This is a genomic window from Streptomyces sp. NPDC051662 (assembly GCF_040681655.1).
Taxonomy (GTDB): domain Bacteria; phylum Actinomycetota; class Actinomycetes; order Streptomycetales; family Streptomycetaceae; genus Streptomyces.
In genome coordinates this window covers 19,197-31,772 of sequence record NZ_JBFAZD010000030.1, presented here as the reverse complement: position 1 = coordinate 31,772, position 12,576 = coordinate 19,197, and the positions used below count along the sequence as shown (strand labels likewise).

The following is a 12,576-nucleotide window of genomic DNA, read 5'->3' as shown; positions in this document are numbered from 1 at the left end:
GGACTTTGACAGTAAATGCACCGAAGAGAGGTAGCGGAGATGAGTGACATCCCGAGCACACAGCCGTACCGGACGCTGACGGGCGGGCTGACCGTCCACCCCATCGGGATCGGATGCTGGGCCATCGGCGGCCCGGACAACAACCTGGGACTGCCCATGGGATGGTCCACGGCGGACGACGACGCCTCCCTCCGCGGTCTGGAGACCGCCTACAGCCTCGGCGCGAACCTCTTCGACACCGCCGATGTCTACGGGCACGGCCGCTCCGAACGCCTCATCGGCCGACTCGTCGCCACCGTGCCGCGCGACAGCGTCGTCCTGTCCTCCAAGGTCGGCTACTTCACTGGCACCGCCGCCCACGCCTACGAGCCCCGGCACATGCACCACCAGCTCGAAACGACGCTGGAGAACCTGCGCACGGATCACCTGGACATCTACTTCCTGCACAACGCCGAATTCGGCGAGGACGACCGGTACCTCGACGGCGCCATCGATATGATGCGCACCTTCCGGAGCGCGGGCCTGATCAAGACCATCGGCATGCGCGGCCCGCACCGCTTCGCCACCGAGCGCGTCAACGTCCCCAAGGAACGGCGCGAGGACAAGCACGCCCGGTTCCGCCAGCTCTTCGACCGCGTACGACCCGACTACCTGGCCGTCCGCTTCAACGCGCTCACCCCGCCGCCGCCCGCCGGGCAGCAGGACATCTTCGCCTTCGCCGCCGAGCACGACGTCAGTGTCCTGATCAACAAGCCCCTCGCACAGGGCCTGCTCACCGGTAAGTACGACCCGGCCCGGCCACCCGCCTTCGAGGAAGGCGACCACCGGCTCCGCAAGGCATGGTTCACGCCGGGCGCCCTGCACATCATCGAGGAGGGTCTGCGGCCCCTGCACGAGCGGTTCGGCGCGTCCACCGCGGACCTGACCCACGTCGCCCTCCACTACTGTCTCCAGCACGCGGACAACGCCGCCGTCCTCGTCGGCTTCACCCACCCCGAGCAGGTCACCCAGAACCTCACGACCCCCGGAAAACCCCTCAACCGCGAGGACATCGCCTTCGTACGCGAGACGGCCGGACATCTCCAGCAGCGCCTCGACGCCGCCGGAGAGGTCTTCCTGGACGAGAAGGACGCACCCTAGTGAACGACGACGCCACCCAGCTCTCCCTGCTCGCCCCGGCAGAGCCTCGGCACACCGCGTCCACCACGCACGCTCGGATCCTCGTCTTCAACACCCAGCACGCCTCCGCCGCCCGCGCGTACCGGCAAGCCGAGTGGATCAGCCGACAGGACTCCGCGGACCTGCTCGTACTCACCGAGGTCGGCTCCGGGCCCGGCGGCACGGCGCTCGTCGAGGCGCTGCACCATTTCGGCTACCCACACGTCATCGCCCCCGTCGCGGCACAGGGCGACTACCGCACGGTGCTGGCCTCCCGCACCGTGGCACTCGAACCGGCCGACGCCGGGGTCTGCTTCCTGCCGCACCGGGCGCCGGCCGCCGTCGCCACCATCGGCCACCGGAAGGTGGGCGTCGTCGGCCTGTATGTGCCCTCGCGCGGACCGAAGGAACGCCGCAACGAGGACAAGCGGGAATTCCAGGAAGCGGTCACCGCCGCTCTGCAGGGCCTGGACAAGGTCTTCCCGGACATGCCCGTCGCCGTGGCCGGGGACCTCAACATCGTCGAGCCCGGCCATCAGCCGCCCCACAAGGTGTTCGGACGCTGGGAATACGCCTTCTACGACTCCTTCGCCTCGGCCGGATACACCGACGCCTTCCGCCACCTCCACCCCGACGCCGTCGAACACTCGTGGTTCGGCCGCAGCGGACAGGGCTTCCGCCTCGACCACGCCTTCACCACCACCACGCACGCCCCCCTGATCCAGGCGTGCGCCTACGACCAGACCCCACGGACCACGTCGCTCACCGACCATGCCGCCATGACGCTCACGTTCTCCCTGACGGCCTGAACCGCCGTCCACGCCAAGAGGCGGAGGTCTTCACCGGCGACGTCCGGCCTGCTCCGCCAGGCCGTACCTCGATGTAGAGGGCCTCGGAGGAACCGGATCCTGTGCTGCGGCAGGTACGGTCCGCGCGCTGCGGGCCAGGGCTGCCAGAGCCCGTCCACTGGGAGCGGGACGGTGCGCTCGGCGCTGGATGCGCCAAGCGAGGACCTGAGCGGGGGATCGGGCATCGTCCAGACCTCGATGGGCGGTGGCCTGTGCGAGGAGAGCGGCGGGTTCGTGTCCTGTGTTCTCGGCCTGTGCGAGGGAAGCCGCCAGGGCGGCCCAGGCGGGGTCGTCCAGGATCTGCTGCGCGTGGGCGGGAATGGCCGCGTGTACGTGCTGGGCGTACCGCTCGACCGCTGAGGTCGGCGGCTTGCGCTGGGCCATGGCGGTCAGCACCGGGGGCGCCGTCTGGTCGTACGCGGTCCGGAGGTGGATCAGGGTCTGCTGGGCGGCCATTACTTGCTGGTCGTGCCGGCGGAGCTGGTGCCAGCGGGCGGCGGCGATGACGACGAGGAGGGCCGCGTCGAGGAACATCGCCAGTGCGGCTCCGTCCTTCGGGGCGGGCTCGCGGAGCATGGCCCGCACGGCGCCCCGTAGAGCACGGGCCTGCTGGTGCTCGGCCCGGATACGGGATCGGGTGGCACGTTCGAACACGGCCGTCGCCTGGCGGAGTTGGGGCCGAACCGACCCGGGCGCGATGAGGGGGAGTACGTCCAGGGCTTCGCCGAAGGCTGCGAGATGGGCCTGGGCACTCTCGTCGTCGCCGCGCTCCAGGCGGTGGGGGATGAGTTCCGCAGCGGCGGTGGCCTGGTGCCAAGGGCCGGGCCTGTGTCGGCCCCGTGGCTGGTCGACGGAGTGTGGTTCGGTGGCGGTCAGCCGCTCCTGGATCTTGGGGAGTGACAGGTCGGGGGAGAGTACGGAGCCGGAATACCAGATGGGCTCGTCGGCGCCGTTGGTGTCGCCTTCGAGGGCGACCTTGTAGCCACGGACGTCGCCGGAGGGGAAGTGCTTGACGTCGATCAGGATGCCGTCGGTCGCGGACAGCAGATGGATGAACTCCTCGGTGCTGGCGGCTGCGGCGACGGCGGTACGGACGGTGGTACGCAGGCGTTCCCGGGCGGTCTGCTGGTGGCCCTTGCGGAGGGCCTTCTCCTGCTCGGCGCGGGTCGGCCGCTGGGCAGCGGTGCGGTCGCCTCGTACGACTTGGCGGAGGCCGTATTCCTTCTCGATGGTGGCGAGTTGGCGGTCGGCGGTCAGGTAGTCGTTCCAGTGGCGGGCGGTGCGCAGATCCGCACGGACCTTGGTGGCGGCGATGTGGACGTGGTCGGGGGCGTGACGGACGGCGACCCAGCGGCAGCCGTCGTGATCATCGGCCGGGGCGATACCGGTGGCCGCGACGACGCGGCGGGCGATGCCGGCCCATTCCTCGTCGCTGAGGATGCGGTCGGTCTCGGCGGCGCGGATCGAGCAGTGCCACACATGCTGCTCGGGAGCGCGGCCGAGCCGCTTGGCCTGCGCGACATGCAGGTCGAGGTCCGCGACGAGGAGCTTCCTGGCGGCGTCGAAGTCGTCCGCGCGGCCGGGATCGGGAGCGAAGCCGTCCCAGGAGGCGACCAGGTGCGGGTCGGTGTGGTCCTTGGCCTTCCTGGTGTCGAACAGGTAGCGGATCAGGCCGACGGTACTTCTGCCGCTGCTGATCTTCGCGATCATTCGGCCGCCTTCTTTGTGGCGGCCCGGTTCGTGGCGTCCGCGATGTGGCGCACGGAGGTGCCGACCGAGGTCAAGGTGCGCTCGGCCTGGGCCAGGAGGGCGGTGTCCCCAGGGTGTGGACAGCCGTCCGAGTTGAGCTTCTTGGCGATCTGGTTGACGTTCCGGCCGATCGCGGCGACCTGTCGGCGCAGGGCGTTGAGTTCGTCGATGTAGTCGTCGAGCTGAGTGCGCTGGCCGGGCAGGGCGAGGTCGCCGTGGATGTGGGCCATGACGACGGCGCCGACGTAGTGGGCGCCGGTGATGTTCAGAGAACGGGCCTTGGCGAGGATGTCGGTCTTCTCGTCGGTGCTGTAGCGGACGTCGACGCGCTCTTTACGCTGCTCGCCTTTGCGCTTGCGGCGGCGGGCGACGCGGTGGAGCGCGGCTTCTTCGGCGGCGCGTGGGAGTTGCGGCTCCGGGACGACGAGCTGCTTCTCCTCGGGCACCCCCTGGTGCCCGAATGCCTCCGCCACCCCCGGGGCGGAGGCTTCCCCGTGGGGCCGGACCTTGGACGGTCCAACGGGATACCTTGCTCCGCTTGGTGCTTGGGGGCGATTCATTTGCTGTCGACGTCTGCTGGGGGGTTCGTGCTGCACGCCGTGCATAGGTCTCTTTCCGAGGTGGGGAGTTGGGCGTCGAACGTTGACTGGTCGTCGGCCCTGGACGGTTGGGCTGACCGGACTCGGCCAGGGCCTTCATGGGTGAAGGGCGAACGGGGAGGATTGCTGCATGGACCACGTCGTTGACCTCGATTCGGCCGCCGCCGAGATCACCGCGCGTCTCTCTGCCTGGAGTGCGGCGGGACTCGCTCCTTGTCCCATTACCTGGCGGGACAGCCTTGCCCCTTGGCCGCAGCCGCTGGAGACCGACCGGACCCGTGTAAGCGATCCGGATTCGATCGGTCTGCGCGTCCAGGGCAGTGATGGATGGGCCGAGCTGCACCTTGTCCTGTATCGCGGAGGCTGGGCAGACCTCGACGCGCTGACCGATGACGAGGTCCGCACCGAAGGTCCCCGGATCAGCACCCCGGCGGAGTTCGGCCGTCTCCTCGACTCCGCCATCACGCGCTTCGCCGGTACGCGTTGGCAGCCACCGGCATGAAGCATGATGCTGGTTCAAGGGACCCGGGCACGGCTCGTCGCACAGGCGCCGGGATCGACTGCGTTGCATGCCCGCCCCCACTGGCCTGGTCCCGCAGCTCCGAGCTCTGAGGAGTGAGCCCGGGGACCGACCGTATGCCGTAGACGGGAAGCCCCACCAACCTGCGGATTCCATGGCTCTTCGGGGACCGGTCCCCGACTGCCCGTCAGGGGGACCGTCCCCAGGGGGCCGAGCAATGCGGGGACCGGTCCCCACTGTCCCCGCACCTCGCGGACCGGCCGAGGGCGCTACACCGTCGGGACCGGTTCATCGAGGGCTGCCAGCAGAGCTGCCAGGTGCGCCTCCGAGCGGGTCATCTTGGCGCTCGCTGACCCGCCACTGGGGCTGGCGGCTGAGTGCGGCGCTACTGGGGCGGGGCTCCGCTCGCGAGTGATCCACGCTCGCCAGTCGGCACCCCATGCGGCACCCGAGCGTGGAGACCCGCCGGTCCGGAAGGCCCGCCACTTGTCGTCCGCCACTCGTATGCCCTCTTCGCCAAGGCGGGTGAGGTGCCCCTCGCTCCGCAGCCAGGATTCGCTGCCCGCGTCGATCTGCCATTGAGAGGCGGGGATGGGTGCATTGCTGCTGTACCTACTGGTTCCTATTTGTTCACTTCTGTTCTGGGGGTCGGATTCTGCTCCCCCGATGTATCGAAATCCGGCACCCCCCGGGGTTGGATTCTGTACCCCGGGGTCGAATTTCGGCCCGTCCGCATTGCTGCTGGAGGTATCGGATTCCGGCACCTCGGGGGTTGGAATCTGGCCCTCCTGGTGAGTCGAATTTCGAACATCTTCGGTCATGAAACGGGCGGCTTCTGGGAGGCGGTAATACGTTTCCCCGCGAGGCCCTTTGCGTTCGTCGAGGCGGACTATCTCGCCGCTGGCGACCAGTTTGTCCAGCGCGTCCCGAACGGCGCTGCGCGACGCGTTCGCGCGTCGCATCAGGGCTGGGACGGAGGCATAGGCCGTGCAGGTGTGGTCGATGCAGCGATCGGCGATCAAGGTGAGGACCATGCGGGCAGTGCCTTTGCTGAGGCTGTGGTCCCATACCCAGACGCGGGCATTGTGGCTCATGGTTAGGCGGCTCCTCGAAGCAGGGGGTGGTGGCGGTGGGCTGCGAATCGCCGCGACGGCGGTGCTGCCGGCGGACGGAGCTGGCGCACCGAAGGCCGATCTGGGCGGCTTCATTTCAGCGATGGGACCAAGAAGGAAGCCACATCGCCTCGCGCAAGTCCAGGGTTACTTCGCACAAAGCGAGCAGCCGACGGCGAACGCCGGAGGAACGCGGTCCAAAAACGATAGACCCGAATCGGCCGTTCACCAAGAAGTTCATGCCGATGGCGCCCGTGACCGAGCTACCTTTGGCTTCAGGTCTGCAAAATGTGGGCCGGATCCGCAACTCCGGTACTCCCGAAATCTGCTGGGAGTCGAGGCAACATAGACGCACATCGCCGGTTAACCAAACCGGCGATGCAGAGGTATCACTACGGGACACCGAAATAGTCCCAGCGGGGGCAGTGCGATAGCTCGACGCGGTCGCGATGCCCGTACGTCTGCCTCAGTGGGCGTGCCCCCTCATGGGCGCATCGGTTGTTGACCCGCCGCCTCGTAGAAGGAACACCCTTGCCCCGACCCGCAGTGATCACCACCCCAAGGTCCGCCGACACGTGGGAGGAGGCGGTCTCGAATGGCTGACCGCCTTCTCGGCGTGGCCGAGGCAGCCGAACGCCTCGGCGTCGGTGAGCGGTTCATCCGTCGCCTCGTCTCCGAGCGCCGCATCCGGTACGTCAAGGTGGGCAAGCACGTCCGCATCCCCGACACTGCGCTGGACGCTTACGTAGAGGCGCGGACGGTCGAGCCGGTCCGCACTCGCCTCTCCGGATTCAGGACTGCGGCCTGATGCCCCGTCCGCGCCAGAAGGCTCCGCGCCGCACATTCGGCGCGATACGACAACTGCCCTCGGGGCGCTATCAGGCCCGCTATCCCAGCACGGCCGATGACACCCTGCGGCCTGCGCCGGAAACCTTCGAGACCAAGCGCGATGCGGAGGCGTTCCTCGTCCAGGTCCAAGCGGACCAGATGCGGGGCGACTGGCTCGACCCGACCGCCGGCGAGGTCTCGTTCGCCGACTACGCCACGCGCTGGATCGCGGAACGCGGCCTGGCCCCGACCACGGCTGAGTTGTACCGCCGGCTGTTCCGGCTTCACCTTGAGCCGACGTTCGGCGAGATGAGCGTCAACATGATCAGCCCCGCTCGGGTCAGAGCCTGGCGGGCGGAGCGGTTGTCCGCCACCGGTGCCACCACGGTGGCCAAGTCGTACCGGCTCCTCAAGGCCGTGATGGAGACCGCAGTCGAGGACGACATGCTGCGCAAGAACCCCTGCCGTATCCGTGGGGCAGGTCGCGAGGACGCGGACGAGCGGCCGGTAGCGACGGTCGAGTAGGTCTTCGCCGCGGCGGAGGTGATCGGTCTGCGCTGGCGCCTCATGGTTCTGCTCGGTGCCTTCGCCTCGATGCGGCCCGAGGAACTCGCCGAGCTCCGCCGACGGGATGTGGACCTCGACTCCGGCGCGCTCTGGGTTCGCCGTGCCGCACCGGAGCTCAATACAGGGCGCCGTGTGATCGGCGCTCCCAAGTCCCGGGCGGGCCGACGAGAGATCGTGCTGCCGTCATTCCTCCACGAGGACGTCCGTCGGCACCTGGAGTGGTTCGCCCACCCGGGTCCGGACGGGCTCGTCTTCGTCGGCGAGAGGGGCGCGGTACTGCGCGGCACCACGTTCGGCCGCAAGTGGCGCAGGGCCCGGGACAAGGTGGGGCTGCCCGAAGGCTTCCGCTTCTACGACCTACGGCACACGGGCAACACGCTGGCGGCCGACACCGGTGCCAAGCTCAAGGACCTCATGGTCCGAGCCGGCCAGTCCTCCGAGCGCGCGCAACTGATCTATCAGCACTCCACCAAGGAGCATCAACGCAGGCTCGCCGCCAACATCGATCGATGTGCGCCGCCAACAGTCGGCTGCAGCCTCGGGGAGTGGTGGGGCGACCGTTCACCCGCTGGTGCCGCGTCCGCCCGGACCGTCCGCCCCACGGGCTGCGCGGCGTTGATCGCGCAGGAGCAGACAGTCCGCACTGTGCGTGTGACGCAGGGCACTTGAAAGTGATCTCGCGATGCGGGACCCGGTAGTGGAGCGCTCGCCCTCAGGGGTGACGGATCCACTATTGATGCAGATGGGAGGGGCCGTTATGGCACGCGAATGGCACGAGCCCTAAAAATGGTCTAGACAATAAACAAGGCCCTGGTCTCTGACCAGGGCCTTCGTCGAAGAGCGGGTGACGAGAATCGAACTCGCGCTCTGAGCTTGGGAAGCTCATGTTCTACCATTAAACTACACCCGCGAGGCGAGCCGCTGACCGGCTTCGCATCGTCGGACACTCTACCTCATCGCGGGCCCCAGGCGTATTGCGCCATGGGGCCCCTCGCGTTCCGGGGCGGCGTGGAGGGGTGTCGGTCGTGGGGTGGATGTGGGGGTGGTGGGCGGGAGTTGGGGCGTAGGGTCGGGGGGTGGAGTGCCGTTGACGGGTGGGTCTTGTTCATCCCCTAGTGTGGGCTTTCGTCCGCGTTTGTTGGGGAAGGGACCTGATGGACTTGATGGAGCGCACCGTCGTCCGCTGTGCCGAAGGGCATGTGTTCAGTACCGCCACGTTTCCGATGCAGCAGCTCGATTCCGGACGGATCGGCCCCGGGCGGCTCATCCGGTGTCCGCGGTGTGCGCGGTTGCGGCATGCCGTGCCCGTAGAGGCCGTGGCGGTGGAGCGGCACTGACCGTAGTGGCTCAGAGCGCGCGGGGCTGCCCGATTGGGGCGGGCTCGCGCGCTCTGCGTATCCTCGGGGCGTGCTTCTCTCAGACAAGGACATCCGGGCCGAGCTCGAAACCGGACGCGTACGCCTCGAACCGTATGACGCGTCGATGGTGCAGCCCTCCAGCATCGATGTGCGGCTCGACCGGTTTTTCCGGGTGTTCGAGAATCACCGCTATCCGCATATCGATCCCGCCGTCGAGCAGGTCGATCTGACGCGCACCGTCGAGCCGGACGGGGACGAGCCGTTCATTCTGCACCCCGGGGAGTTCGTGCTCGCCTCGACGTACGAGGTCATCTCGCTTCCCGATGACATCGCCTCCCGGCTGGAGGGGAAGTCCAGCCTCGGGCGCCTCGGGCTGGTGACGCATTCGACCGCCGGCTTTATCGATCCCGGGTTCTCCGGGCATGTCACGCTCGAACTCTCGAATATGGCGACCCTCCCGATCAAGCTCTGGCCCGGCATGAAGATCGGGCAGCTGTGTCTGTTCCGGCTCAGTTCGCCGGCGGAGTTCCCGTACGGCTCCGAGCGGTACGGCTCGCGTTACCAGGGGCAGCGGGGGCCGACCGCGTCCCGCTCGTATCTCAATTTCCATCGGACACAGGTGTGATGCGGGGATGACCGAGACCCGAGAGAACCTCACGTACGAGAAGTTCGGCCGCGCCGTCCGCGAGCTGGCGCAGACGATCGCCGACGACGGGTACGAGCCCGATGTCGTGCTGAGCATCGCGCGCGGTGGTGTGTTCGTGGCCGGTGGGCTCGCCTATGCCCTGGACTGCAAGAACATCCATCTGGTCAATGTGGAGTTCTATACCGGGGTCGGGACCACGCTCGCGATGCCCGTCATGCTCGCGCCCGTTCCCAACGTGATCGACTTCTCCAACAAGAAGGTCCTCATCGCGGACGATGTCGCCGACACCGGCAAGACGCTGAAGCTGGTGCACGACTTCTGCATAGACCATGTCGCCGAGGTGCGCAGCGCCGTCATCTACGAGAAGACCCAGTCCCTCGTGAAGTGCGAGTACGTCTGGAAGCGCACCGACGACTGGATCAACTTTCCCTGGAGCGTCGAGCAGCCCGTCGTCCGGCGCGGCGGGCAGGTCCTCGACGCCTGACGCGCTGATACGGCGCGTACCCGAGGTACCCGAGGTACCCGAGGTACCCGAGGTACGGCGAAGGGGCCCGGCAGTCTCCTGTCCGGGCCCCTTACGCGTGGTGCCGGGGTCCGTTACAGCGTGCCCAGCTTCAGCAGTGACAGCAGCGCGATCAGCTGGATCGCCGACGCGCCCAGTGCCTTCGGCCACGGCAGGTCGTGCGACTTGCTCACCATCACCGTGAACAGCGCGCCCGCCCCGATCCAGGTCAGCCAGCCCAGCACCTGCACCAGCGAGTTCTCCCCGCCGAGGAAGAGCGCGAAGACCAGTCGCGGTGCGTCCGTGATCGACATGATCAGCATGGACAGACCCACGGTCGGCTGCCAGGCGCCGTCGCCGCCGAGCTGGCGGGCGAGCGTGTGGGTCACCGCGCCGAGGATCAGACCGCCGAAGACGAAGGCGATGCCGGTGGTCAGTACGTACGGAATGGCCGTGGAGAGGGTCGCGTTGATCGCGTCCTCGCGGGCCGCGTCGAAGCCGAAGATCGCCAGCAGGCCGTAGACGAACGTCACGATCAGGGCGGGGCCCCAGACCGGGTAGTCGCGCATCCGCAGGAACGTCTGGGAGGGGCGCAGTACGACGCCGCTCAGCAGTTCCTTCCAGTGCAGCCGGGGGCCCGCGGGGGCCGCCGGCGCGCCGGCGCGGTAGGCGGTGCCGTCGCCGTACGGGTCGTCGTTGACGCTGAACGCCTGCGTATGACCGGGGTCGTTGGCGTACGGGTCGCCGGGCCGGCCGCCGTGTCCACCCTGCGGGGGGTGGCCATGCTGCCCACGTGGTCCGTGCGGGTCGTGTGGGTCGTGTGGGTCGTACGGGCCCGGCTGGCCCTGCCGGCCGTACGGGTCGCCGAAGTACTCCGGTTCGCCATGACCACCGCCATGACCACCGCCGTGCCCGCCGCCGTGCCCGCCACCGCCGTATCCGTTCGGTGCGCCGCCCGCGGGAGGCCACTGCTGCCGCCCGTACGGGGGCGCGGCTTGGTGCCCGCCCCCGTAACCCGGGGGCGGCGGCGCCTGCCGTCCGTACGGCTGTTGCTGCTGCCGCTGCGGTTGTTGTTGCGGGGTGCGGTTGTCCCGGCCGCGTCCGATCCTGAATCCAGCCACGCGATCGAACGTACCCGGTCCGGGCGGGTCGGGTAGCTGAGGTGGCGTAACGGGGGGTCCTTTGCGGCCGAGCTGTGACATCCCCTAAGGGAACCCCGTGGGGACAGCCCCCGGTCCGCCGGGGAGCTCTCGCGACCTCCCCCGCCCTAATCAGAGGAAGATCGACGTACTGAACGTGATCACGGGCCGGTCGGCTCCCGACGCGTACAGCGCGATCAGATCCGTACGCTCGCCCCGGTGGGTGCGGGTCACCAGATCCTGGCGGCCGTCCCCGGTGAAGTCGGCCGCGCGGAGCAGTTCCGTCACGGCCCGGCCCGACCCCGACGGGAGCCTGGGCGCGGTCGGGAACCGTACGGCCTTGAAGCGGTACGTGCCGCCCGCGCGTCCCGGCCCCGCCGGGCCGCCGAGCAGCAGCTCGCCCTTCGCGGAGTGGCCCGGGGCGCGGGCCCGGGTCGAGTGGACGAGGTCGTCGTAGCCGTCACCGTTGACATCGGCCTTGGGCTCGGGCGCTTCGAGGACCGGGCCGCCGCCGGGGATCGGAGCGGAGGCGGCGCGCGGGGCACCGGTGCGGCTGAAGGGGCCCCGGAGATAGCTCACCTGGCCCGCGCTCGCGGTCACCGCGAGGTCCATCTCGCCGTCGCCGTCGAAGTCGCCGCAGACGGGGTGGTCGGGCCACTCGTCTCCGGCGCGGGCCTTGGCGGGGATCCGGAGGACGACCGCCCTGCCACCGTCACCGCCCGCGCCGAGGCCGTCGGGACCGCCGAAGAGGATCTGGAGCGGTACGGGCGGGGTTCCGATCCCGTCGTACGGCGGGTCGGTGGTGACGATCAGATCCCCGAACCCGTCGCCGTCCAGATCGCACGCGGCCTCGGCGTCGAACGCCGAGGGCAGCACGCCGTCGACGCGGGCGCCGTGTTCCCGCGGGCTGAGGAGCCGGCGTACGGCCGGATCAAGACCGCGGGCCGTGGCGGTGCCATAGACGATCCCGATGCCCGCGTCATCGCCGTAGATGTCGCCCGGGGCCTTGACCAGGTCGTTCAGTACGAGGTCACGGTAGCCGTCACCGTTGAAGTCGTCGGGGAGACGGCTGCCCTTGCCACGCGGTACGGGCCGACGAGGCGCGCCGGAGCGGCCGGAGAGGGGCGCGGTGTCGCCGTTCTTGCCGGCCGTCGTACCCGTACCCGTGCCGGTGCCCCGGTCCTGGCCGCCGCCTCCGCCCGGGCCCCCGGAGGCGGTGCAGCCCGTCAGCAGCAGCGCCGTACAGACGGCCGCACACAGCGCCGCACACGCGGCCGTACGGAACCCACGTCCGCGTCCGCGCCTCACCGCGGCCCCGGCCGTCACCGTCGCGGTCGCTGTCACGCGTATGCGCATGCCCCACTCACCCGTCGACCCGTCCACCCGCCGCCCGTCCACCCGCCGTCCTCCGCCTGCCCGGTACCTCTCGCCGACCTCAGTCGTCACATGGTGCCCCAGTCCTCGCCCATTCAGCGGCCGAAAGCGGAGCCGAATACCCCACACAGCGACACCCCACACCGCGACAACACACAACGACACCCCACACACCG

12 protein-coding genes, 1 tRNA gene and 1 pseudogene are annotated in these 12,576 nt (G+C 69.1%); 8 read left to right on the top strand and 6 right to left on the bottom strand.

Annotation, left to right across the window (positions count from 1 at the left end; translation table 11 throughout):
• Positions 1-39 precede the first annotated feature (39 nt).
• Both AB0M67_RS34335 and AB0M67_RS34330 read left to right on the top strand, forming a co-directional pair.
• Positions 40-1,140 carry an aldo/keto reductase gene (locus AB0M67_RS34335; RefSeq protein WP_365751489.1) on the top strand — a complete coding sequence of 367 codons (1,101 nt, stop codon included), beginning with the start codon at positions 40-42 and terminating at the stop codon, positions 1,138-1,140.
• Entirely contained in the window at positions 1,140-1,967 is an 828-nt protein-coding gene (locus AB0M67_RS34330; RefSeq protein WP_365751488.1) for an endonuclease/exonuclease/phosphatase family protein, read from the top strand. The genes AB0M67_RS34335 and AB0M67_RS34330 overlap by 1 nt, the downstream gene beginning before the upstream one ends.
• A 30-nt stretch (positions 1,968-1,997) precedes the next feature.
• Here AB0M67_RS34330 and AB0M67_RS34325 read toward each other — a convergent pair whose 3' ends face one another.
• Together AB0M67_RS34325 and mobC are read right to left on the bottom strand one after the other, a co-directional pair.
• On the bottom strand, positions 1,998-3,716 hold the full coding sequence (locus AB0M67_RS34325) for a mobilization protein (RefSeq protein WP_365751487.1): 1,719 nt from the start codon (positions 3,714-3,716) through the stop codon (positions 1,998-2,000).
• Positions 3,713-4,228: a plasmid mobilization relaxosome protein MobC gene (gene mobC, locus AB0M67_RS34320; protein ID WP_365751486.1), complete on the bottom strand. Its 516-nt coding sequence runs from the start codon at positions 4,226-4,228 to the stop codon at positions 3,713-3,715. The genes AB0M67_RS34325 and mobC overlap by 4 nt, the downstream gene beginning before the upstream one ends.
• Before the next feature lie 256 nt (positions 4,229-4,484).
• Between mobC and AB0M67_RS34315 the strand changes: the two genes are divergently transcribed.
• Entirely contained in the window at positions 4,485-4,856 is a 372-nt protein-coding gene (locus tag AB0M67_RS34315) for a hypothetical protein (protein ID WP_365751485.1), read from the top strand.
• Positions 4,857-5,143: 287 nt separating this feature from the next.
• Here AB0M67_RS34315 and AB0M67_RS34310 read toward each other — a convergent pair whose 3' ends face one another.
• Positions 5,144-5,968, bottom strand: a complete 825-nt coding sequence (locus AB0M67_RS34310) for a winged helix-turn-helix domain-containing protein (RefSeq protein ID WP_365751484.1) — start codon at positions 5,966-5,968, stop codon at positions 5,144-5,146.
• A 613-nt stretch (positions 5,969-6,581) separates the two neighbouring features.
• Between AB0M67_RS34310 and AB0M67_RS34305 the strand changes: the two genes are divergently transcribed.
• Positions 6,582-6,794, top strand: coding sequence for an excisionase family DNA-binding protein (locus AB0M67_RS34305; RefSeq protein WP_365751483.1), 213 nt, complete (start codon positions 6,582-6,584; stop codon positions 6,792-6,794).
• Positions 6,794-7,888, top strand: a pseudogene (locus AB0M67_RS34300) (tyrosine-type recombinase/integrase); the annotation flags it as partial. The gene AB0M67_RS34305 and the pseudogene AB0M67_RS34300, both read left to right, overlap by 1 nt.
• Before the next feature lie 332 nt (positions 7,889-8,220).
• On the opposite strand, the gene AB0M67_RS34295 reads toward AB0M67_RS34300, so the two are convergent.
• A tRNA-Gly gene (locus AB0M67_RS34295) sits at positions 8,221-8,291 on the bottom strand.
• A 244-nt stretch (positions 8,292-8,535) separates the two neighbouring features.
• Here AB0M67_RS34295 and AB0M67_RS34290 point away from each other — a divergent pair.
• The 3 genes from AB0M67_RS34290 to AB0M67_RS34280 all read left to right on the top strand — a co-directional run bounded on the left by AB0M67_RS34290 (position 8,536) and on the right by AB0M67_RS34280 (position 9,869).
• Positions 8,536-8,718 carry a hypothetical protein gene (locus AB0M67_RS34290; RefSeq protein ID WP_249953161.1) on the top strand — a complete coding sequence of 61 codons (183 nt, stop codon included), beginning with the start codon at positions 8,536-8,538 and terminating at the stop codon, positions 8,716-8,718.
• A gap of 70 nt (positions 8,719-8,788) precedes the next feature.
• The gene (gene dcd, locus AB0M67_RS34285; protein ID WP_365751482.1) at positions 8,789-9,364 is read left to right on the top strand and encodes a dCTP deaminase; all 576 of its coding nucleotides are present in this window, start codon (positions 8,789-8,791) and stop codon (positions 9,362-9,364) included.
• A 7-nt stretch (positions 9,365-9,371) separates the two neighbouring features.
• Positions 9,372-9,869 (top strand): phosphoribosyltransferase, encoded by a 498-nt coding sequence (locus AB0M67_RS34280; protein WP_351394142.1) that lies wholly within the window; start codon positions 9,372-9,374, stop codon positions 9,867-9,869.
• A 113-nt stretch (positions 9,870-9,982) separates the two neighbouring features.
• Here AB0M67_RS34280 and AB0M67_RS34275 read toward each other — a convergent pair whose 3' ends face one another.
• Together AB0M67_RS34275 and AB0M67_RS34270 are read right to left on the bottom strand one after the other, a co-directional pair.
• Positions 9,983-11,008 carry a Yip1 family protein gene (locus AB0M67_RS34275; protein ID WP_365751481.1) on the bottom strand — a complete coding sequence of 342 codons (1,026 nt, stop codon included), beginning with the start codon at positions 11,006-11,008 and terminating at the stop codon, positions 9,983-9,985.
• A 150-nt stretch (positions 11,009-11,158) separates the two neighbouring features.
• Positions 11,159-12,382, bottom strand: coding sequence for a VCBS repeat-containing protein (locus tag AB0M67_RS34270; RefSeq protein WP_365751480.1), 1,224 nt, complete (start codon positions 12,380-12,382; stop codon positions 11,159-11,161).
• Between the last annotated feature and the right edge of the window lie 194 nt (positions 12,383-12,576).

Coding starts and splice junctions, on each gene's coding strand:
- AB0M67_RS34335 (WP_365751489.1), top strand. CDS start 40: ATGAGTGACATCCCGAGCACACAGCCGTACCGGACGCTGACGGGCGGG.
- AB0M67_RS34305 (WP_365751483.1), top strand. CDS start 6,582: ATGGCTGACCGCCTTCTCGGCGTGGCCGAGGCAGCCGAACGCCTCGGC.
- AB0M67_RS34290 (WP_249953161.1), top strand. CDS start 8,536: ATGGACTTGATGGAGCGCACCGTCGTCCGCTGTGCCGAAGGGCATGTG.
- AB0M67_RS34280 (WP_351394142.1), top strand. CDS start 9,372: ATGACCGAGACCCGAGAGAACCTCACGTACGAGAAGTTCGGCCGCGCC.
- AB0M67_RS34270 (WP_365751480.1), bottom strand. CDS start 12,382: ATGCGCATACGCGTGACAGCGACCGCGACGGTGACGGCCGGGGCCGCG.
- AB0M67_RS34315 (WP_365751485.1), top strand. CDS start 4,485: ATGGACCACGTCGTTGACCTCGATTCGGCCGCCGCCGAGATCACCGCG.
- AB0M67_RS34310 (WP_365751484.1), bottom strand. CDS start 5,968: ATGAGCCACAATGCCCGCGTCTGGGTATGGGACCACAGCCTCAGCAAA.
- AB0M67_RS34325 (WP_365751487.1), bottom strand. CDS start 3,716: ATGATCGCGAAGATCAGCAGCGGCAGAAGTACCGTCGGCCTGATCCGC.